At 65.7% G+C, this 21,094-nt stretch carries 22 protein-coding genes; 16 read left to right on the forward strand and 6 right to left on the reverse strand.

What is annotated here, in order from left to right:
• Positions 1-28: 28 nt before the first annotated feature.
• Positions 29-1,627 carry a glutamine-hydrolyzing GMP synthase gene (gene guaA, locus AB7Z56_RS26030; RefSeq protein WP_441256837.1) on the reverse strand — a complete coding sequence of 533 codons (1,599 nt, stop codon included), beginning with the start codon at positions 1,625-1,627 and terminating at the stop codon, positions 29-31.
• A gap of 149 nt (positions 1,628-1,776) precedes the next feature.
• On the opposite strand from guaA, the gene AB7Z56_RS26035 reads away from it, so the two are divergent.
• From AB7Z56_RS26035 to AB7Z56_RS26045, 3 genes are all read left to right on the forward strand, one after another.
• A complete protein-coding gene (locus AB7Z56_RS26035) occupies positions 1,777-2,145 on the forward strand; it encodes a nuclear transport factor 2 family protein (protein ID WP_071914830.1) in 369 nt (122 codons plus the stop codon).
• A gap of 226 nt (positions 2,146-2,371) precedes the next feature.
• Positions 2,372-2,704 (forward strand): DHCW motif cupin fold protein, encoded by a 333-nt coding sequence (locus tag AB7Z56_RS26040; RefSeq protein WP_063983785.1) that lies wholly within the window; start codon positions 2,372-2,374, stop codon positions 2,702-2,704.
• Between the two features lie 265 nt (positions 2,705-2,969).
• Complete coding sequence (locus AB7Z56_RS26045) at positions 2,970-3,179, forward strand: cold-shock protein (protein WP_008141931.1); 210 nt, start codon at positions 2,970-2,972, stop codon at positions 3,177-3,179.
• A gap of 214 nt (positions 3,180-3,393) precedes the next feature.
• On the opposite strand, the gene AB7Z56_RS26050 is transcribed toward AB7Z56_RS26045, so the two are convergent.
• Together AB7Z56_RS26050 and AB7Z56_RS26055 are read right to left on the reverse strand one after the other, a co-directional pair.
• A complete protein-coding gene (locus AB7Z56_RS26050) occupies positions 3,394-4,692 on the reverse strand; it encodes an RsmB/NOP family class I SAM-dependent RNA methyltransferase (protein WP_441256471.1) in 1,299 nt (432 codons plus the stop codon).
• Between the two features lie 111 nt (positions 4,693-4,803).
• Positions 4,804-5,178 carry an MAPEG family protein gene (locus AB7Z56_RS26055; RefSeq protein ID WP_063986431.1) on the reverse strand — a complete coding sequence of 125 codons (375 nt, stop codon included), beginning with the start codon at positions 5,176-5,178 and terminating at the stop codon, positions 4,804-4,806.
• A 167-nt stretch (positions 5,179-5,345) separates the two neighbouring features.
• On the opposite strand from AB7Z56_RS26055, the gene AB7Z56_RS26060 reads away from it, so the two are divergent.
• The 10 genes from AB7Z56_RS26060 (at position 5,346) to AB7Z56_RS26105 (ending at position 13,785) form a co-directional block, all read left to right on the forward strand.
• Entirely contained in the window at positions 5,346-5,960 is a 615-nt protein-coding gene (locus AB7Z56_RS26060) for an acriflavin resistance protein (protein WP_441256472.1), read from the forward strand.
• 70 nt (positions 5,961-6,030) lie between these two features.
• A complete protein-coding gene (locus tag AB7Z56_RS26065; RefSeq protein WP_441256473.1) occupies positions 6,031-6,873 on the forward strand; it encodes a metallophosphoesterase family protein in 843 nt (280 codons plus the stop codon).
• A gap of 141 nt (positions 6,874-7,014) precedes the next feature.
• Entirely contained in the window at positions 7,015-8,310 is a 1,296-nt protein-coding gene (locus AB7Z56_RS26070; protein ID WP_441256474.1) for an amino acid deaminase, read from the forward strand.
• Positions 8,311-8,321: 11 nt separating this feature from the next.
• Positions 8,322-8,981: an amino acid ABC transporter permease gene (locus AB7Z56_RS26075; protein WP_063983789.1), complete on the forward strand. Its 660-nt coding sequence runs from the start codon at positions 8,322-8,324 to the stop codon at positions 8,979-8,981.
• Between the two features lie 10 nt (positions 8,982-8,991).
• Positions 8,992-9,642: an amino acid ABC transporter permease gene (locus tag AB7Z56_RS26080; protein ID WP_071914840.1), complete on the forward strand. Its 651-nt coding sequence runs from the start codon at positions 8,992-8,994 to the stop codon at positions 9,640-9,642.
• Complete coding sequence (locus AB7Z56_RS26085; RefSeq protein WP_441256475.1) at positions 9,629-10,357, forward strand: amino acid ABC transporter ATP-binding protein; 729 nt, start codon at positions 9,629-9,631, stop codon at positions 10,355-10,357. Before AB7Z56_RS26080 ends, AB7Z56_RS26085 begins: the two co-directional genes overlap by 14 nt.
• Before the next feature lie 31 nt (positions 10,358-10,388).
• Positions 10,389-11,186, forward strand: coding sequence for a transporter substrate-binding domain-containing protein (locus AB7Z56_RS26090; protein ID WP_441256476.1), 798 nt, complete (start codon positions 10,389-10,391; stop codon positions 11,184-11,186).
• Positions 11,187-11,244: 58 nt separating this feature from the next.
• Positions 11,245-11,589, forward strand: a complete 345-nt coding sequence (locus tag AB7Z56_RS26095; RefSeq protein WP_441256477.1) for a RidA family protein — start codon at positions 11,245-11,247, stop codon at positions 11,587-11,589.
• Positions 11,590-11,650: 61 nt separating this feature from the next.
• Positions 11,651-12,679 (forward strand): succinylglutamate desuccinylase/aspartoacylase family protein, encoded by a 1,029-nt coding sequence (locus tag AB7Z56_RS26100; RefSeq protein WP_441256478.1) that lies wholly within the window; start codon positions 11,651-11,653, stop codon positions 12,677-12,679.
• 41 nt (positions 12,680-12,720) lie between these two features.
• Positions 12,721-13,785 (forward strand): LacI family DNA-binding transcriptional regulator, encoded by a 1,065-nt coding sequence (locus AB7Z56_RS26105; protein ID WP_441256479.1) that lies wholly within the window; start codon positions 12,721-12,723, stop codon positions 13,783-13,785.
• 9 nt (positions 13,786-13,794) lie between these two features.
• On the opposite strand, the gene AB7Z56_RS26110 is transcribed toward AB7Z56_RS26105, so the two are convergent.
• Both AB7Z56_RS26110 and AB7Z56_RS26115 read right to left on the reverse strand, forming a co-directional pair.
• On the reverse strand, positions 13,795-14,091 hold the full coding sequence (locus AB7Z56_RS26110; RefSeq protein ID WP_063983794.1) for a hypothetical protein: 297 nt from the start codon (positions 14,089-14,091) through the stop codon (positions 13,795-13,797).
• Between the two features lie 160 nt (positions 14,092-14,251).
• The gene (locus AB7Z56_RS26115) at positions 14,252-15,274 is read right to left on the reverse strand and encodes an NADP-dependent oxidoreductase (RefSeq protein WP_441256480.1); all 1,023 of its coding nucleotides are present in this window, start codon (positions 15,272-15,274) and stop codon (positions 14,252-14,254) included.
• Between the two features lie 256 nt (positions 15,275-15,530).
• Between AB7Z56_RS26115 and AB7Z56_RS26120 the strand changes: the two genes are divergently transcribed.
• The gene (locus AB7Z56_RS26120) at positions 15,531-16,706 is read left to right on the forward strand and encodes an IS481 family transposase (RefSeq protein ID WP_283016764.1); all 1,176 of its coding nucleotides are present in this window, start codon (positions 15,531-15,533) and stop codon (positions 16,704-16,706) included.
• A gap of 37 nt (positions 16,707-16,743) precedes the next feature.
• On the opposite strand, the gene guaB is transcribed toward AB7Z56_RS26120, so the two are convergent.
• Positions 16,744-18,237 (reverse strand): IMP dehydrogenase, encoded by a 1,494-nt coding sequence (gene guaB, locus AB7Z56_RS26125; RefSeq protein WP_028150953.1) that lies wholly within the window; start codon positions 18,235-18,237, stop codon positions 16,744-16,746.
• A 469-nt stretch (positions 18,238-18,706) separates the two neighbouring features.
• Here guaB and AB7Z56_RS26130 point away from each other — a divergent pair, with 469 nt between their 5' ends.
• Together AB7Z56_RS26130 and AB7Z56_RS26135 are read left to right on the forward strand one after the other, a co-directional pair.
• Positions 18,707-20,197: an MFS transporter gene (locus AB7Z56_RS26130; protein ID WP_441256481.1), complete on the forward strand. Its 1,491-nt coding sequence runs from the start codon at positions 18,707-18,709 to the stop codon at positions 20,195-20,197.
• Positions 20,198-20,370: 173 nt separating this feature from the next.
• Positions 20,371-21,054, forward strand: a complete 684-nt coding sequence (locus AB7Z56_RS26135) for a VIT1/CCC1 transporter family protein (RefSeq protein ID WP_354176727.1) — start codon at positions 20,371-20,373, stop codon at positions 21,052-21,054.
• Positions 21,055-21,094: the final 40 nt, after the last annotated feature.

Below are 21,094 nucleotides of genomic sequence, written 5' to 3' on the forward strand. Positions count from 1 at the left end.
AATTCAGTGCTGTTGAACTTGGAGCCCCCTACTCCCACTCAATCGTCCCGGGCGGCTTGCTCGTCACGTCGTACACCACCCGGTTCACGCCCTTCACCTCGTTGATGATGCGCGTGGCGGTCTCGCCGAGGAAGTTCATGTCGAACTGGTAGAAGTCCGCGGTCATGCCGTCGGTTGAGGTGACGGCGCGGAGGCCCACGACGTAGTCGTAGGTGCGGCCGTCGCCCATGACGCCGACGGTCTTGACCGGGAGCAGCACGGCGAAGGCCTGCCAGATGTCGTCGTAGAGGCCGTGCTTGCGGATCTGGTCGATGTAGACGGCGTCGGCCTTGCGCAGGATGTCGAGCTTGTCTCTGGTGATGTCGCCGGGGCAGCGGATGGCGAGGCCCGGGCCCGGGAACGGGTGGCGGCCGACGAAGATTTCGGGGAGGCCGAGCTCGCGGCCGAGCTTGCGCACCTCGTCCTTGAACAGCTCGCGCAAGGGCTCGACGAGCTTCATGTTCATGCGCTCGGGCAGACCGCCGACATTGTGGTGCGACTTGATCGTCACCGAGGGGCCGCCGGTGAAGGAGACGCTCTCGATCACATCAGGATAGAGCGTGCCCTGCGCCAGGAAGTCGGCGCCGCCGATCTTCTTGGCCTCCGCCTCGAACACCTCGATGAAGAGGCGGCCGATGGTCTTGCGCTTGGTCTCGGGGTCGGTGACGCCTTCGAGCTCGCCCAAGAATTGCTTCGAGGCATCCACGTGCACGAGCGGGATGTTGTAGTGGTGGCGGAACAAATCGACCACGGTCTTGGCTTCGTCGAGGCGCAGCATGCCGTGGTCGACGAAGACGCAGGTGAGCTGGTCGCCGATGGCTTCGTGGATCAAGACGGCCGCGACGGCGGAATCGACGCCGCCGGAGAGGCCGCAGAGCACCTTGCCCTTGCCGACCTGCGCGCGGATCTTTGCGATCTCTTCCTCGCGGAAGGCGCGCATGGTCCAGTCGCCGGAGAGGCCCGCGATCTTGCGGACGAAATTGCGGATCAGCTTGGCGCCGTCGGGCGTGTGTACCACTTCGGGGTGGAACATCAGGCCGTAATACTTGCGCGTCTCGTCCTGGATGATCGCGAACGGCGCGTTCGGCGAGGTGCCGGCCACGGAGAAGCCCGGCGGCATTTTTGTGATGCGGTCGCCATGGCTCATCCAGACCTGGTTCTTGCCGCCTGATGACCAGACGTCCTCGAACAGCTTGCTCGGCGCCTTCACCTCGACGTCGGCGCGGCCGAACTCGCGGTGATGGCCGCCCTCGACGGTGCCGCCGAGCTGCTCCGCCATGGTCATCTGGCCATAGCAGATGCCGAGCACCGGCACGCCCGAGGCGAAGATCAGCTGCGGGGCGCGGGGCGAGCCGGCTTCGTGCACCGACTCAGGGCCGCCGGAGAGGATCACCGCTTTGGGTTTCATCTCCTTGAAGGCTTCTTCGGCCTTGTTGAACGGGACGATCTCGCAATAGACGCCGTCCTCGCGCACGCGACGCGCGATCAGCTGCGTCACCTGGCTGCCGAAGTCGACGATGAGAATCTTGTCGTGCGCCGAGGCCACCGAGGGCGTCGACGCGGAGCGGTCGTTCTGTGCTGCTGTCATGGCCAGCAAATACGCGACCGTGCCCCTGCCCGCAACCGCGCGATGCGCGCGCCCACATTCTTCTTTGGGCATGGACAAATCAATATAGGTAAGTATCATTGACCTAATTTGCCCCACGCGTCAAACAGGGGCCAATCAGGGAGAACGCGATGTCACAGCACCATCAGCCATCAACGCTCGCCGCGCTCGGCCGGACCTGGGTCGAGGCCTGGAACGCGCGCGATCTCGAGCGCGTGCTGACGCTCTACGACGAGGACACCGTGATGACCTCCGACCGCATCCCCGCGATGGGGTTCGATGCCAGCGGCACCGTGCGCGGCAAGGACGCGCTGCGGGGGTATTGGGGCAAGGCGCTCGCCCTGCTGCCGGAGCTGCATTTTGCGCTGATCGACCTGTTCGTCAGCCCGGATAGCGTCGTGGTGTTTTACGAGAACGAGCGGGGGAAGCGGATCTGCGAGTATCTGCGGGTGAATGATGCGGGGCTGATCGTGCAGGGGTCGGCGAACCATTTGGTGTAGTGAAGGCTTGCTACATTCGACGGTGTCGCCTTAACCACCGCTGTCATTCCCCGCGAAGGCGGGGAATCCAGTACGCCGCGGCTTCTCCGCATCACGGCGCGGCCTCTGGAATACTGGATCGCCCGATCAAGTCGGGCGATGACACCGAGTATCGCCCGCAATGACGGAGACTGCCGGACGCGCGTGCGCTAACAACAGCGCTGCCGGCTCTGACATAGGATTCCCCATGAAACTCCCCGCCTCCCCCTTCACCGTCACCGACTGGAGCAAGGTCGAGGCCACCACGCATCCCGGCGAGACCGGGCAGGCCAAGTGGCGGACGCTCAACATCGGCGATCTCCGGGTGCGGATGGTCGAGTATTCGCCGGGCTATCTCGCCGACCATTGGTGCGACCGCGGCCACGTGCTCTACGTGCTCGAGGGCGAGCTCGACAGCGAGCTGCGCGACGGGCGGAAATTCAAGCTCACCGCCGGGATGAGCTACCAGGTCTCGGACTTCGGCGACGCCGCGCACCGGTCCTCGACCGCCACGGGGGCGACGCTTTTCATCGTGGATTGAGGGCTGTCGGGCGGCTCATTTGCACCGCAAAATAGCAAAGCCGCGCCACATGCCGGCCCACGGGTGGTGCCTTGAAGTAGCCCCAAATTCTCGCTATATTGTGATCATCGATACTTGGCCGAACGACTGGGCCGCTTCGCTTCGTTGCAGACGGGCGCGCACGCTTCAGATGACTTCCCCAAACATCGACTGAACAGGATCATGGGCGCAATTTCGCGTACCGGTCCACGTGCGTATCCTCTCTAACTAACTAAAGGAAATTCCCATGGCTATGGGCACCGTGAAGTGGTTCAACACCCAAAAGGGTTATGGTTTCATCCAGCCGGATGACGGCCAGAAGGACGTGTTCGTTCACATCAGCGCCGTCGAGCGCGCTGGCCTCTCCTCCCTCAACGAGGGTCAGAAGGTCTCGTTCGACATCGTCGCCGACCGCCGCAGCGGCAAGTCGTCGGCTGACAATCTCCGCGTCGGCTAACGCCCACGCACCGTTCTGACCACGGACGTACCGGCAGAACGTCGAGTTAGAAAGCCCCGCGAGCTTCGGTTCGCGGGGTTTTTGTTTTAGGGAACTGCGGCACGGCACACGCGGTGCCGTAGGGTGGGCAAAGGCGCGCTCTTCGCGCGCCGTGCCCACCATCTTTCACACTGCGAATGGTGGGCACGCTTTCGCTTTGCCCACCCTACGAGAGCTACGTCTTCTTCAGCACCGAGACGAAGAACCCGTCCGTCCCCGTCCGGCGCGGCGTCATCAGCCAGCCTTCATCCGACGGCAGCGCGGCCTTTGCGAAATCCTCCGCCTTGTCCCAGAGCACGCTTGCGGTCTGCTCGGGCGGCACGACGGCGAACTCGGGATGGCGGGCGGTGAACGCCCTCACCTGCTCGCCGTTCTCTTCCGCCAGCACCGAACAGGTGATGTAGGCGATGCGCCCGCCGGCCTTGACCAGCGGCACGGCGCGCTCCAGCACCTCGGCCTGGTCACGCAGGCGGATCTCCAGCGCGCCGGGGCGCATGCGCCATTTGGCGTCCGGATTGCGGCGCCAGGTGCCGGTTCCCGTGCAGGGCGCATCGATCACGACGAGGTCGGCGGTGCCGCTGATGTCGGCCAGCGGATCGGCCTCGCCCTTGGGCGTGCGGACATCGGCATTATGGACGCCGGCGCGCGACAGGCGCTCGTGGATCGGGGCAAGCTGGCGCTTGTCGCTGTCGGTGGCGATCAGCCGGCCCTTGCCCTGCATCATGGCCGCGAGCGCCAGCGTCTTGCCGCCGGCGCCGGCGCAGAGATCGATCACCTGCTCGCCGGGTTTTGCCGCGGTGAAGCTGGCCGCAAGCTGCGATCCCTCATCCTGCACTTCAACGGCGCCCTTGATGAAATCCTCCTCCGCCTGGAGGCCGGGATTGCGCGCATCGGCCGAAAGCTCGATGCGCAGGCCGTTTGCGGACCATGGCGTCGGTTCCGCATGAAGATGAGCAAGCCCGCGCAGCACCTTGTCGCGATTGGATTTTAGCGTGTTGACGCGCAAATCGAGCGGCGCACGGCTCGCCATCGCGGCCGCCTCCGCGGCGCGCTCCTCGCCGAACACTTTCGCAAAGTACGGGTCGAGCCAATCCGGATAATCGCCGGCGACCGCAGCCGGCGCGTCCTTGAGAGAACGCGAGGCCAGCGCGGCCTGCTCGGCCTCGGTCAACGGCGCCGGTGCAAACCGGCTGCCGTCGAACAGCGCGCCCATGGTGGCCGCATCCATGTTGCGCTCGAGGCGGAGCATGCCGATCAGCCGGGCGCGCGCGGTATCGGCATCCATCAGGAAGGCGCTCGAGGCATAGCGGCGCAGCACGTCCCAGACGAGGCCGGCGATGGCGGCGCGGTCGCCGGAGCCGGCGAAGCGGTGCGCCGTGCCCCACTCCTTGAGCGCCTTGGCCGCGGGCACGCGGTCCTTCTCGATGGTGTCGATCAGTTCGATGGCTGCGGACAGCCGGGCAGCGGGAGTCATATGAATCTTTCAGGTCAGGAATGGCTATTTTTGTTTTGCGCATGATCTTGTCGGAAAACCGGTATCCACTTTGCGCTAACGCGGCCCTCCGGGTCCGGATCATGCGCGCGCCTAGATCAGCAACAGCATCTTCAGCGCGAAGTAGATCCACATCGCGAGCAGCACAAGCACGCCCGCGAGCCAGATCGTGGAGCGCCGGCCGGGATCGTTGGAGGAGACGAACACGCCGGCATGGGCGAACCGCGTCACCACGAACACCCAGGACATCAGCACGATGAAGAGATCGGCATGGCGCAAGGGCAGCGCCAGGGCAATCAGCGCGTAGAACAGCACCGGCAATTCGAACTGCTCGCCCAGCGCAATGTCGCGGCTCTTGGTCTCGCCGGAGACCAGCGAGCGCCGGCGCGCCAGTACCATTCCGATCAGGAGTGCGAAGGTGAGACCGACCTGCACGAAGACAGGCAGCAAAACCATTTGGATGGACATCGGAACTTTCCCGTCAGGCGGAACACCGCGGACCGTCATTAGCCGCGACTGCTGGCGCTGACAATCAACGAGTTGAACCGGTGTTCCCGGTCCCGCGACCAAAGCCCGATAGTTAAAGCGATTTCGGCCCCTGGGGCCGCAAGGCGAGCGAGCGCCAAGAGACTGACATGAACCCCCTCCCCAGCCTTTTGACCGAATCCGCGGACGGCCGGCTCGGCGTCCTGATGTCGGCGCTGGCAGGCATCGCGGCGGCGCTCGCGGTCGCGCTGGCGATGACGGTGTACCTCCGCCTGAGCTACCGGAGCTGGCGCGACGTCGTCAGGCATGGCCTCGCCACTCTGGCCGCCCTCGCCCTGTTCGCCTTTGCCGCCTACGACATGCGCCACGCCGCGCTGGCCTATCTCGGTCTCAACCCCTCCAAGCCGGCGGTCGAGTTCGAGATCCGGATGCCCAGGGAAACGCTCACGGCGGCGCCCGACAGCCAGATCGAGCTGCACACCGACCGCAACCAGACGCTGGCGCTGATCGACGGCGTGCGCGAACTCGATGATGGCCGCTCCGTGCTGCGCGGCGTCGTGGCGCTCAACCACCGCACCGCCGACCGCGTGCTGGTCGTGAACCTGCCCGGCAAGGGCACCTTCGAATTCCGCCTCCGCCTGCCCGCCGAGCCGCATCGCTCCGAGCAGTTCGGGCCCTGGCACCTCGCTGACCGCATCGCCTCGCCGGCAACCGGCAGCGTCGCCCCGCAGGACGCCTACACGATCCGCTATCGCGTGCTTTAAACTTTGTTTCATCGCGATGCATGCGCCTGCCGTCATCGTTCCGACGTGCGACAACGCGTATGCTCATGCCATGTCCGAATTTCGCCTCACGCAGATTTCCGACACCCATCTCGGCCGGCGCTTCCCCGGCCTGATCGCCAACTTCGATCGCGTCAGCGAACACATCGACGCTGATAGGCCCGACCTCGTCGTCAACACCGGCGACGTCTCCTTCGACGGGCCGACAAGTCGCGACGATGTCGAATTCGCCAAGAGCCTGCACGACGCCCTGCCCGTCGCCTGCCGCTACCTCCCCGGCAATCACGACATCGGCGACAATCCGACCGCGATCGGGCCTGCGCCCAAGCCGCCGGTCGAGGAAAAGCACCGCCAACAATTCCGCGACATCATCGGCGAGGACCATTGGACGTTCGAAGCGGCCGGCTGGCACTTCATCGGCCTGAACTCGCTGGTGATGAATTCCGGGCTCGCCTTCGAGGCCGAGCAGTTCGACTGGTTGTCCCGGGAAATGGCGCGCATTAACGGCAGGCCGATCGCGCTGTTCGTCCACAAGCCGATGTTTCTCAACCTGCCCGACGACCCCGAGACGCCGGAGACCTCGATCCGCTACGTGCCGCAGCCGGCACGCGCGCGCCTGATCGAGATGTTCTCGACTGTGGACCTGCGCCTCATCGCAAGCGGGCACGTGCACCAGCGGCGCGACTTCACCTACCGCCACACCCGCCATGTCTGGGCGCCGTCGGTCGGCTTCAGGATCAACGACGCGCGCCAGGACCGGATCGCGATCAAGGAAGTCGGGCTCGTCGAATATCGCTTCCGGCCGAACAGTCTTGAAGTCCGCCACGTCAGGGCCGCGGGCCAGGTCGATGTCGATATCGAGGAGCTGCTCGCCCAGATGGGCGGCGAGCACTAGCCCAATTCACGAGCACAATACCTTACCTAATTACCTCATTGCATCGAATTCGCGCCGAGATTGGCTAGAATCCCCTAATGACAACGTTGTCATTCCGATCTATCGTTCCCTAGCGGTCGAGGGGCCGCTGAGGGAGCGACGATGCAGTTCTTGTCCCGGTGGGAGAGCCAACGTCTTTCAACGACCACGCGGGGCATTCCCCTGGTCGATGGCCTGCCGATCGAGGAGATCGCCGGCCAGGATTGGAAGCCCTCCCGCGGCGATCTCGCTTTGCCCGCCCTCACCCTCGATGAAGCCGCCTTCGCGGCCAATCGCGACCTCTTCCTGCGCTGGTGCAAGAGCGCCGGCGTTGCCGTTGCGCCCCACGCCAAGACGCCGATGTCGCCGGAGCTCGCACGCTCGCTGCGCGAGGCCGGCGCCTGGGGCACGACGGTTGCCAACATCCAGCAGGCCGCCGTGCTGCTCGCGAGCGGCGAGCGGCGCCTGCTGCTGGCCAACGAAATCGGCGGCCTCGCGGCCGGCCGGCGCCTCGGCGCGTTGCTCGGCGCCTATCCCGACGTCGAATTTCACGCCTTCGCGGATTCACCGGCGGCGGTCGCAGCGCTCGCTGAAGCGGCCCGGATTGCGGGCGGCCGCGAATTGTCCGTGCTGGTCGAACTCGGCGCGGGCCGGGCCGGCGCGCGCGATCGCGCCGCGGTCGAAGCGACGATGGCCGCGGTGCTTGCGGCCGACGGCCTCGTGCTCGGCGGCGTCGCCACTTACGAAGGCGCGGTCGCAACGCCCGATGCCGACGAGACGATGCGCGCGATCGCGGCGCTGATGGAGCGCACCATCGCGGCCTTCGCGCTGGTACGTCATGCGGCCCCGGGCCGGCCGTTGATCATCAGCGCCGGCGGCTCGGCCTATTTCGACGTCGTCGCCCGCGCGCTCGCACCGAGCGCGCAGGCCGACGGCAACGCCGGCGTCCTTTTGCGTTCAGGCGCCCTGTTCTTCGCCGATCACGGCATTTACGCGCGCGCTTTCGCCGAGCTCGACCGTCGCGGCGGTCTCGTCATCGACGGCGCGCGGCACTCGGCGGCCGAGGGTTTCCAGCCTGCGCTCAAACTTTGGGCCGAGGTGTTGTCGCGGCCGGAGGCAAGCCTCGCGATCGCTGGCTTCGGCATGCGCGATGCTTCCTTCGATCAGGGATTGCCGGTGCCGCTACGCGTCTTCCGCGACGGCGTCGAACAACAAGGGCTTGCCGAGACCTTGTCGGTCACCCGTCTCAATGACCAGCATGCGTTCCTGTCCGTCGCGCCCGATGACACGCTTGCGGTCGGCGACGTCATCGCCTTCGGCATCTCGCATCCCTGCACCTGCCTCGACCGCTGGCGCGTCATCCTCGGCCTCGATGCCGACGGCGTGGTGACGCGCGCCCTGCCCACCCAGTTCGGCTGAGAGCGGGCCCGATGAATTTCCTGCCGCTGTGGCGCTATCAGAACCAGCTCATCGACGGCGCCATCGTCACGCTCGAGCTGACGGTGATCGCGGCGCTGGCCGGGCTTTTGATCGGCGTTGCCGGCGCGGTCGCGCTGAACGGCCGCATCACGCCGTTGCGCTGGCTGGTGCGCGGCTACATCGAGCTGTTCCGCAACACGCCGTCGTTGATCCAGATCTTCATCGTGTTCTTCGTGCTGCCGAACTTCGGCCTGAAGCTGCCGGCGTTCGAAGCCGCCGCCGTCGCGCTCTCGCTTTATTTCGGGGCCTATTCGGTCGAGATCATCCGCGCAGGTCTCGATTCCGTGCCGAAGAACCAGATCGAGGCCGGCCAGTGCCTTGGGCTGTCAGGCTGGCAGGTGTTCCGTCACATCCTGCTGCCGCCGGCGCTGCGCAACGCCTATCCGGCCGTGACCAGCCAGTTCGTCCTGCTGTTGCTCGGCACCTCGCTCGCCTCGCAGGTCGCGGCCGACGAGCTGTTTCATGTCGCGGGCTTCATCGAGAGTCGTACCTATCGCAGCTTCGAGGTCTATGCGGTGATCTGCGTGGTCTATTTCGCGATGGCGATGTCGTTCAAGGCGCTGTTCGCCATCATCGGTCTGGCGGCCTTCCGCTGGCCGCGGCGGCGCTGAGGACAAGGCGATGCGATCCTTCACCCTCATCGACTTCGTCTCGCTGTTCGCGGCGCTACGCTGGACCGTTGCGCTCGTCGTGCTCGCGCTCGCCTTCGGTGCGCCGCTGGCGCTGGCGCTCGCCACGGGCCGCATCAGCCGCTTCGCCGGGCTGCGCTGGACGATGGCGGCGTGCATCCAGATCGTCCAAAGCGTGCCGCTGCTCGGGCTGCTGTTCTTCTTCTATTTCGGCATGCCGATGTTCCTGGGCATCCAGGTGCCGGCCCTCGTTGCCGTCACCGTCGCCTACACGCTCTACACCGCCGCCTTCCTCGGCGAGATCTGGCGCGGCGGGCTGGAAGCCGTGAAGCAGGCGCAATGGGAGGCAGGCAGCTGTCTCGGCCTCTCCGCCTGGCAGCAATTCCGCCACATCATCGCGCCGCAAGCACTGCGGCTGTCGCTGCCGCCGACCGTCGGCTTCCTGGTGCAGCTCATCAAGGGCACCTCGCTCGCCTCGATCCTCGGCTTCGTCGAACTCGCCCGCGCCGGCCAAGTGGTGAGCGCGGCAACGTTCCAGCCGCTGCTCACCTACGCGCTCGTCGCCGCGATCTATTTCGCGCTGTGCCTGCCGCTCACGCTCTGGTCCCGCTCTCTGGAGGCCCGCCTCGATGGCTCTCGTTGAAATCCGCGACGTGCACAAGACATTCGGCAAGGTCGAGGTGCTCAAGGGCGTCTCGCTCGACGTCGAGGAAGGCGAGATCGTCACGATCATCGGCCGCTCCGGCTCGGGCAAGTCGACCCTGCTCCGCTGCATCAATGCACTGGAGAGCGTCGATTCCGGCGAGATCCGCGTCGAGGGCGAGAAGGTCCACGCCAGGATGCCTGACCTGAAGGCATTCCGTCAGCGCGTCGGCATCGTGTTCCAGGCTTTCAACTTGTTTCCGCACCTGAGGGTCGAGCGCAACATCACGCTCGCTCCGCTCCTGACCGGCCGTATCGACAAGGCCCGCGCGCGGGCCCTCGCCGAGGACGTGCTGACCAGAGTCGGCCTCGCCGACAAGATCGACGCCTGGCCGGAGCAGCTCTCTGGCGGCCAGCAGCAGCGCGTCGCCATCGCGCGCTGCCTCGCCATGGCCCCTCACCTCATGCTGTTCGACGAGGTGACCTCCGCGCTCGACCCCGAGCTCGTCGGCGAAGTGTTGAAGGTGATGGAGGCGATGGCGAAGCAGGGCATGACCATGATCCTCGTCACCCACGAGATGGGGTTTGCCCGCAACGTCGCCAATCGCATCGTCTTCATGCATCAGGGCCGCGTCTGGGAACAGGGACCGCCGGCAAAACTGTTCGCCAATCCTGAAACTCCCGAGCTCGCAAGCTTCATCGCGTCCGCCAGATAACCATCCACCAATCCCCGATCAGGAGAGAGCCATGAGACCACTGAAATCCCTCTTTGCGATCGCAGCCACGGCGCTCGCCGTGCTCGCTGCCCCCACTCTCGCGCAAGCCGACAAGCTCCAGGACGTGCTCGGCGCGGGCAAGCTGCGCGTCGGCCTGCTGACCGATGCCGCGCCGTGGGGCTTCAAGGACGACAAGGGCGAAATCGCAGGTCTCGATGCCGACCTCGCCCGGCTGATCGCCGCCGACATGGGCGTCAAGCTCGAGCTCGTGCCGGTGACGGGCGCAGCGCGCATCCCGAGCCTGCTCTCCGACAAGATCGACATCCTGATCGCGGGCCTCGGCGCGACGCCCGAGCGCGCCCAGCAGGTGATGTTCTCGCAGCCCTATGCGGTGGTGAATCTCGGCGTCTATGGCGCCAAGGCAATTCCGGCCGCGACCGGCAAGAGGCCCGACAATCTCGACGGCCGCAGCGTTGCGGTGGCCAAGGGCTCGACGCTCGACGTCTGGCTCACCGACAACGCGCCAAAGGTGAAGCTGGTGCGCTTCGAGGACACGCCGGCCGCGCTCGCCGCGTTTCTCGCGGGACAGGCCGACACCTTTGCCGAGAACAGCGCCATCGCGCTGAAGGTGCAGGATCAGAACCCGACCAAGGAGGTCGAGCTGAAGTTCCTGATCCGCCAGTCGCCGGCTCATGTCGGCGTGCGCCAGGGCGAGCAGAACCTGCTCAACTGGATCAACACCGACATCTTCTTCAACAAGCTCAACGGCAAGCTCGGCGCACTTCAGCTGAAATGGTTCAAGGAAGAGCAGACGCTGCCGACGCTGTGAGCTAGCACACGGCTCCCGCACCGATGCGGGAGCCAAGCTTCACGAGGAGAATTTCGAGATGATCAAACGTTACGTCGTCGGCTCGCGCATGAGCCAGGCCGTCGCCGCCGGCGGCATGGTGCACATCGCCGGCCAGGTTGCCGATGACCGCAAGGCCGGCATCGTGTCGCAGACCCAGCAGGTGCTCGCCAAGATCGACGCGTTGCTGAATGAAGCGGGCTCCGACCGGTCGAAGCTGATCGCGGTCAACGTCTTCCTGCCTCATATCACCGACTTCGACACCATGAACTCGGTCTACGATTCCTGGATCGATCCGGCCAATCCGCCGGCACGCGCCTGCGTCGAAGCCCGTCTCGCCGATCCCGACCTGCGCGTCGAGATGACCGCGGTCGCCTTGCTCTAGGGCGCCGCCCCCCTTTCAACCTTTGGCCGGCGCCGGCGACGGCGCGGCCGCGAGGCAAGCCATGCATACCGGACTTTTCCACGAGATCGATTTCGAGAAGGACCAGAAATGGTCGGGCCATCTCGGCATTCCCTTCTCGATCGATCGCTCCCCCTACTACCAGCTCAAGATCCCGATCTTCCGGATCAAGAACGGCACCGGGCCAAAACTGCTTTTGATGGCCGGCAATCACGGCGACGAATATGAGGGCGAGATCGCGCTGACGCGGCTGTATCGCCGGCTCGATGCAAAGGACGTTAAAGGCGAGATCACCATCCTGCCCTTCGCCAATTGGCCAGCCGTGATGGCGGCGCGCCGCCGCTCGCCGCTCGACGAGGGCAATCTCAACCGCGCCTTCCCCGGCGATGCCGCGGGCACGCCGACGTTCCGGCTTGCGCACTTCCTCGAGCACGAGCTGTTTCCGCGGCACGACGTCGTCTTCGACATCCATTCCGGCGGCACCTCAATGGCGCATGTGCCTTGCGCGCTGATCGAGCGGCAGGGCACGCCCGAGATGTTCGGCCACGCGCTGCGCCTGATGGAGGGGTTGGGGATGCCCTTCGCCTTCGTCGCGGAAAACGGCGCGACCGCTCCGACCTCGATGGCCGCGGCTGCACGCGCCGGCGCGATCGGGCTCTCCGGTGAATTCGGCGGCGGCGGCACCGTCACGCCGCAGACAATGGCGCTCACCGCGCGCGCCGTCGATCGCCTGCTGCTCGCGCTCGGCATCGTCCAGGCGCCGGTGCTGGGGCCACATGCGCCGGTCGAGCGCGCCACCGAATTGCTGGCGCTGCAAAGCCATGCGCAGGCGGTGTTCGCGACGCGGCGCGGCTGGTTCGAGCCCGCCGTCATGGTCGGCGCGCGCGTTGCGGCCGGCGACGTCGCCGGCTGGTATCATGATTTCGAGCGCCCGGAGTTGTCGGAAGAGGTGCTGCGCTTCCCCGCCGACGGCATCGTGATCTCGCAGCGCCTGCACACCGACAGCCAGAGCGGCGACTGCCTGGTCCAGGTCGGCCGCGCGCTGTCGCGCGACGAGCTGCCGGCGCGCTGAGTTTTGGAGACGATACCGACTGCGATTACACTCGGGATTCGATGACCGATCCGGCAAAGCCGACCTATGACGACGTGGTGCGCATTCCAGCGCCGCCCGGCCGCGCCAGCGCGAGCGGGCGGCCGCCGCGCATCGAGGAGGTCGCGGAGCGCGCGGGCGTTGCGCCGATCACGGTGTCGCGGGTGCTGCGCCACCCCGAGAAGGTCAATCGCGAGACCCGCGAGCGCATCCTCGAAGTGATCGAGGCGACCGGTTACGCCTCCAACCCGCATGCGCGCGCGCTGCGCTCGGGGCGCTCGAACGTCGTCATGGCCTTCGTCTCCAACATTCTCAGCCAGCAGTTCGGCCTTGCGGTGCGCAGCTTCGCCGCCACGCTGGAGCCGGAAGGCTTCGAGGTGCTGGTCGGCCAGACCTCCTACTCCTATGCCAAGGAAGTCGCGATGATCCAGTCGCTGCGCGGCATCCGCCCCGCAGCGGTGATGTTCACCGGCGTGATCGAGCTCGAGGAGAATCGCGCCGCGCTGCTCGAGCTCGGCATTCCCGTGATCGAGACCTGGGCGTTTCCGCGCGACCCCATCGACATGCTGGTCGGCCTGCCCAATGCGGATGCCGGCGCGATGGCGGCGCGCAGGCTGGCTGAAGCCGGACATCGCCGCGTCGCCTTCATCGGACGCAGCAGCGGCCGTGGCGCGCTGCGCCGCGACGGTTTTCGGAGCGCAGCGGCAAAGCTCGGCCTCGAGATCGTCCACGAGATCGGCGTCGGTGAGATCACGGGCCTCGTCGACGGCCGCGCCGCCTTCACCGCCCTGCTCGATCGCGGCGGCGACGTCGATGCGGTGTTCTGCGCCAACGATCTGCTCGCGACCGGCGCGCTGATCGAGGCCCGCGCCCGCGGCCTCTCGGTGCCGCGCGATCTGGCGCTGCTCGGCTTCGGCGACAACGACGTCGCCGATCAGATCACGCCCGGTCTCACCACCATCTCGTTCGATGCGGCGGCCGTGGGACGGATCGCGGGCGAACTGCTACTGGCGCGGCTATCAGGCACGCCGCGCGCCGAGCAGCGGCTCGCCGTCGAGCTGTTCCTGGTCGAGCGCGGCAGCGTCTGAGGTTGCGGATCAGGCGATGGTCTTGAGATCCTGCTGGATCGCAGCCAGCAGCGATTGCAGCGCATCGCTGTTCACCGGCCTCGCCTCCGCCTTCGCAGGCTGGATCTTGTCGGGCTGCGCAGCTTTGCCCGGACGTTTCGGGAATGGCGGTGGTGGCGCCGGCATCGCGGCTGGCGTGAAATCGCCCTCCTCGTCGACGTGGACGAACTTGCCATGGATGACGTCGTCGCGACGGCCCATGACGAACAGGGTCGCCCAATAGCCGGCAGCCAGAAGGATTACGCTGAAAATACCAATCTCTAACATCGCAGCACCTAAAATATGCGCGATGATTCAATGCCTTCGCTCAGCCGTCAATGAACCGACGGTCACACCTGCGGCTTTTGCGGGCAGGTGTGGCCGATCGGTCACTCTTTGTTAACCATCGATGTCCGGGGTGTGACGCCTTTGCAACTAGGCCTTGCAGTTAAGCTTTGTCTTGCCCAACCCGCACCAGCTGCTTGCCGAAATTGGCGCCCTTCAGAAGCCCCATGAAGGCGCCGGGCGCGCTGTCCAGGCCCTCGGTGACGAACTCCTTGTACTTCACCTTGCCGTCACGGACCCAGCCGGACATGTCGCGCAGGAAGTCGCCATGGCGGTTGGCGAAGTCGGAGACGATGAAGCCGCGGAAGGTGAGCCGCTTGGTCAGGGTCGCGCGCATCATGCTGGCAGCCCATTTCGGCGGCTTGGCCTCGGTGTCGTTGTAATGGGCGATCAGGCCGCAGACCGGCACACGCGCGAACGGATTGAGCAGCGGGAACACCGCCTCGAACACAGCGCCGCCGACATTCTCGAAATAGACGTCGATGCCTTTCGGGCAGGCAAACTTCAGCTTCGCGGCGAAATCGGTTTCGCGGTGATCGAGGCAGGCATCAAAGCCGAGCTCCTTCACCACGTAGTCGCACTTGTCCTTGCCGCCGGCGATGCCGACCGCGCGCGCGCCCTTGATCTTCGCGATCTGGCCGACGGCCGAGCCGACCGCACCGGAGGCACCGGCGACGACGACGGTCTCGCCTTCCTGCGGCTTGCCGATGTCGAGCAGGCCCGTATAGGCGGTCATGCCGGGCATGCCGAGCACGCCGATGGAGGTCGAGATCGGACCGAGCTTCGGATCGACCTTGATCAGGCCCTTGCCGTTGGAGATTGCGTGCGATTGCCATCCGGTACGGGCTCGCACGATGTCGCCCTTGGCGAAATCAGGATTGTTGGAGGCCGCGACCTCGCTGACCGCCTCGCCCTCCATCACGCCGCCGACCGGCACAGGTGCTGCGTAGGACGGACCGTCACTCATGCGCCCGCGCATATACGGATCGAGCGAGAGCCAGATCGTGCGCAGCAGGACTTCACCTGCACCGGGCGCCGGGACTGCGAATTCCTCCAGACGAAAATCGGATGGCTTGGGCTCGCCGACGGGACGCGCGGCGAGAACGATGCGCTTGGCTTGGGACATGGCTTCCTCCGGATTTTGTTTCGACCGGACGGAAGCGGAGGGAAAGGAGCGCGTCAATACAAAAGCACACTCTCGCTGTCATCGCCCGCGAAGGCGGGCGATCCAGTATTCCGAGACGCCTGTGATTGAGCCGAGAAGCCGCGGCGTACTGGATGCCCCGGTCAAGTGTTTAGCCCGGACAGATCACTGACGGGTGTTCGGAGACATAGCTGACACATCAACATTGGCTGGATTGGTCCGATTCGGGAGGCCGTCCATGCCTTGGAGCGAGGTGTCAGTGATGGATCAGCGCCACGAGTTTGTGCGGCTGGCTTTGCAGGAGGGCGCCAACCGGCGCGAACTGTGCCGTCGGTTCAACATCAGTCCTGACGTCGGCTACAAGTGGCTGGCGCGCTGGCAGGCCGGCGATCGGGAGCTGGCCGACTGTTCCCGGCGCCCGCATGCGATGCCCAAGCGGAGTGAGGCTGCGGTCGAAGCAGAAGTCCTGGCTGTACGCGACAAGCATCCGGCTTGGGGAGCACGGAAGATTGCCCATTGCCTGAAGCGGGGCGGGCAGACGGTGCCTGTGCCATCAACGGTGCACCAGATCCTGTGTCGGAACGGCCGGATCAAACCGAGTGAGAATGCGCCGCCCAATCCGGGCCACCGGTTCGAGAAGGAAGCTCCCAACCTGCTGTGGCAGATGGACTTCAAGGGTCACCTGCCGCTCGCCAATGGGACGCGGTGCCATCCGCTAACGATCGTCGACGATCACTCGCGCTACGTGCTGTGCCTGAAGGCATGTGCCGACGAGCAGCGCCTCACCGTGCAGAATCACTTGTCGACGACGTTCCGCTGCTATGGCCTGCCGGAGGCGTTCTACACCGACAATGGCTCACCCTGGGGCGATACGTCCGGCATTCGTTGGACCGGACTGAAGGTGTGGCTGCTCAAGCTTGGCGTCAGGGTGGTGCACGCCAGGCCATGCCACCCACAGGCCCGCGGCAAGAACGAACGCTTCCATCGCACCCTGAAGGCCGAGGTGTTTGCAATGCGCCGTTTCCGCACTCTGCCGGAAGTCCAGCGCGCCTTCGACGCCTGGCGGCCGGTCTACAATCTGGAGCGGCCTCACCAAGGCCTCGATATGCAGGTCCCTGCCGATCGCTTCCGGCCAAGTGCTCGCCCCATGCCGGCCCGCGTTCCGAACATCGAATACGACAGCGGCGAGATCGTGCGCAGGGTCTCATCGACAAGACCCTACATCTCCTTCAAGGGACACTTCTGGAAAGTTCCCCAGGCCTTCGCCCGCGAACGCCTTGCCATCCGGCCGCTGGATCGTGACGGCCACTACGGAATCTTCTTCGCCAGCTGGCAGGTCGCATCGATCGACTTGACCAATGGCCAACCTGTCAGTGATGTGTCCGAACAGGTGTCAGCCATGTCTCCGGACTAAACATCAAGCCGGGGCATGACAGTGGTGTGTGGAGTACCTAACCCGCGCCCGGATAGTTCGGGCTCTCGCGCGTGATCGTCACGTCGTGGACGTGGCTTTCGCGCAGGCCCGCGCCGGTGATGCGGACGAACTGGGCCTTGTCGTGCAGGTCCTTCATGTCCTTTGCGCCGACATAGCCCATCGCGGCGCGCAAGCCGCCGGCGAGCTGGTGCATGACGTTGCCGACCGGCCCCTTGTAGGGCACCTGGCCCTCGATGCCTTCAGGCACGAGCTTGAGCGTGTCCTTGATGTCCTGCTGGAAGTAGCGATCGGCCGAGCCGCGCGCCATCGCGCCGACCGAGCCCATGCCGCGATAGGCCTTGTAGGAACGGCCCTGCCACAAGAACACTTCGCCGGGGGTCTCGTCGGTACCAGCGAGCAGCGAACCGACCATGGCGATGTCGGCGCCGGCGGCGAGCGCCTTCGCAAGGTCGCCGGAGAACTTGATGCCGCCGTCGGCAATGACGGGAATGTCGGACTTCTTTGCGGCCTCGACCGCATCCATGATCGCGGTGAGCTGGGGAACGCCGACGCCGGCAACGATGCGCGTGGTGCAGATCGAGCCCGGGCCGATGCCGACCTTGATGCAGTCCGCGCCCGCATCGATCAGCGCCTGCGCGCCCTCGGTGGTGGCGACGTTGCCGGCAACGACCTGGACGGAGTTGGACAAACGCTTGATGCGATTGACCGCATGCAGCACGTGGCGGGAATGGCCGTGTGCGGTGTCGACGACGACGAGATCGACGCCCGCATCGATCAGGCGCTCGGTGCGCTCGAAGCCGGTGTCGCCGACGGTGGTGGCGGCGGCGACGCGCAGGCGGCCCTGTGCGTCCTTGCAGGCGAGCGGATGAGCGACCGCCTTCTCCATGTCCTTCACGGTGATCAGGCCGACGCAGCGATATTGCTCGTCGACCACGAGCAGCTTCTCGATGCGATGCTGGTGCAGCATTCGCCGCGCCTCGTCCTGGCTGACATTCTCGCGGACTGTGACGAGGCCGTCATGCGTCATCAGCTCGGAGACTTTTTGCCGGCGGTCGGTGGCAAACCGCACGTCGCGGTTGGTGAGGATGCCGACCAGCTTGCCGGGCGTATTCTTGCTCGCGCCGGTGACGACGGGAATGCCGGAGATGCCGTGGTCGCTCATCAGCTTGAGCGCATCGTCGAGCGTGGCCTCGGGGCTTATGGTGAGCGGGTTCACCACCATGCCCGACTCGTAGCGCTTGACCTGCCGGACCTGGGCGGCCTGCCCCTCGGGGTCGAAATTGCGGTGGATGACGCCGAGGCCGCCGGCCTGCGCCATGGCGATCGCCATGCGGGCTTCGGTGACCGTGTCCATGGCGGAGGCCATGATCGGGATGTTGAGCGGAATGGCGCGGGTGACGCGGGAGCGGATGTCGACCTCGCCCGGCATGACGTCCGACAGGCCCGGCTTCAACAGCACGTCGTCGAACGTAAAGGCTTCGCGAATGCCTTGAAGTTGCACCGTGGCCATCTGCCAACTCCTTCCTGCGGCCCTGCCGCAAATAGCTATGGATGAGCGCCGCCCTCAGCGTGCCTTGCGGCATCGCCGGAGAATCGGAGCCCATCGGTGGGGTTGACGCGGGTCGATAGCACGGCCACGCGACGAATCAAAGCAAATCGGACCGCCGGCCAGCCATGCACAGGCTTTTTAAGTAAATTCGGCGTGGATGGCCGGGTGGCGGCCCCCCTCGTCATTCCCCGGCGCGACGAAGTCGCGAGCCCGGAATCCATCCCGCAGCGGTCTCTGGGGCCCGATGGATTCCGGGCCCGCCAAGGGGCGCGCCGCGGAATGACGAGGGAGCGCGCGCACCCGCCGTCGAGGGTCACACCGTTGTTACGCAGGATTTAGGTGCTATGCGTTGATCCGCGATGGTCCCGGCGGAGCGGCGGTGATAAGCCGCAAGTCCACCTTTCCTTCTGATTTTCATTACCAATCCGTCATGGTCGAAAAGCAACGCGTCATTCCGCTGATCGTGGCCACCGCTCTCTTCATGGAGAACATGGATTCGACGGTGATCGCCACCTCGCTGCCCGCGATCGCGGCCGACATCGGCACGAGCCCGCTGACGCTCAAGCTTGCCATCACCTCCTATCTGCTGTCGCTCGCGGTGTTCATCCCGGCGAGCGGCTGGACTGCGGACCGGTTCGGCGCGCGCATGGTGTTCGCGATCGCGGTCGGCGTGTTCATGGTCGGCTCGATCGGCTGCGCACTCTCGACCTCTGTCACCGATTTCGTATTCGCGCGCATCCTTCAGGGCATGGGCGGGGCGATGATGACGCCGGTCGGGCGCCTGGTGCTGCTGCGCTCGGTCGACAAGAGCGCGCTGGTCAACGCAATGGCCTGGGTGACGGTCCCTGCCCTCATCGGCCCCGTGATCGGCCCGCCGCTCGGCGGCTTCATCACGACCTATGCGTCATGGCACTGGATCTTCCTGATCAACATTCCGATCGGGCTGCTCGGCATCTTCATGGCCTTGCGTTTCATCGATCCCATCAAGAGCGAGACGCGGGAACCGTTCGATCTTTACGGCATGGTGCTCGCGGGCGTTGGCCTCGCCGGCATCGCGTTCGGTCTCTCCGTCGCCGGGCTCAACCTTCTGCCCTGGAGCACGGTCGCGGCGCTGGTCGTGGGCGGAGCGATCTCGATGACACTGTACGTCCTGCACGCGCGGCGGACGGGTTCGCCGGTGCTGGATTTTTCGCTGCTGAAGCTGCCGACGCTGCGCGCGGCCGTTTTCGGCGGCTTCATGTTCCGGCTCGGCATCGGCGCGCTACCGTTCCTGCTTCCGCTGCTGATGCAGATCGGATTCGGGCTGTCGCCCTTCCGTTCCGGCCTCGTCACCTTCGGCTCCTCGCTCGGCGCCATGGGCATGAAGACGCTGGCCGCGCGCATCATCCGCACCTTCGGCTTCCGCAATTTGATGACGGTGAACGCGATCGTCAGCGCGTTCTTCCTCGGCGTCTGCGCACTGTTCACGGTGACGACGCCGCTGCTCATCATCATGGTGATCCTGGTGGTCGGCGGCTTCTTCCGCTCGCTGGAGTTCACCGCGATCAACACGGTGGCCTATGCCGACGTCGAGACCGCGCAGATGAGCCGCGCCACCACGCTGGTCAGCGTCAACCAGCAGCTCGCGGTCTCCGCCGGCGTCGCGGTCGGCGCGGCCTGCGTGGAAACGACGATGTGGTTCAACCATGTCAGCGAGATCGACGCCACCGTGTTCGCGCCGGCCTTCGTCGTGATCGCGCTGACCTCGGCGGCGTCGAGCTGGTTCTTCTGGCAGATGCCCGCCGACGCCGGCCACGAGATCTCCGGCCGCAAGGCGGTGGAGATCGCCAGCCGCAAGGGGGCCGCAAAGAGCGCCGCGACCGCCGCCGTCAAGACGGCGACGGAGGATACGCAGGACGTGCGGGACCAAAGGCTCGGCTAAGGCGCTATCAGGCCCGAGTGACGTCGGTCAGAACCCGACGTCGCAAAATCGTCCACGATGTGGCGGGCACGGGCGGCGTCCGCCGGCCGGTCGGCCCAGCACTCGTGCCCAGCCGCCTTGACCTAGCTCAAGGAGCGAAAGCCGGACATGAGCCTCGATGACACCTGCAAACGGTGATCGAAGACCAGGCCATGGCTCTATTGGGACGGGATACTCCGTTCGGGGACGTACTTGATCCGATGGAACGGATCTCGGAGACTTTGTTCGGGCTGATCATGGCCCTTACCTTCATCTGCTCGCTTGGTGTCGCGACCGGGACCAATATCAATGTTCAGACGATGCTGGTTGGTGCGCTCGGCTGCAACCTCGCCTGGGGCATCGTTGACGGCGGTCTTTATCTGCTGGCGCGCATCAATGACCGGGGAGACAAGATTCTGACCCTCCGCGCGATCCGCAAGGCGCCGGATCCCGAAGCAGCGCGCCGCGTCATTGCCGACGCACTGCCGCCGGAATTGTCGGCCATGCTGCCCGTAGAGCAGTTGGAATCGCTGCGGCAACGGTTGCAACAATTGCCTGAGCCGGCTCCCGGTCCAGGGCTGACGAAGCGTGACTGGATCGGAGCGCTCGGCCTTTGCCTGCTGAGCTTCCTGTCGACCTTCCCGGTGGTCATCCCGTTCCTGTTCCTGAGCGATGCCAGACTGGCGCTGCGCGTCTCCTATGCCGTCGCCATCGTGATGCTCTTCTGTTGCGGTTACGTGTTCGGGGTTCGTAGCGGGCTGCGGCCTTCAGTGGCGGGACTTGCGATGGTGGCTGTCGGTAGTACGCTGGTTGGCATCGCGGTCGCTCTGGGAGGATGATCGACTTGCGGCGACACGAAGCATCGTTTCGGGGTGCAAG

The organism is Bradyrhizobium sp. 482_C4_N1_8 (genome assembly GCF_052075965.1).
GTDB lineage: Bacteria > Pseudomonadota > Alphaproteobacteria > Rhizobiales > Xanthobacteraceae > Bradyrhizobium > Bradyrhizobium barranii.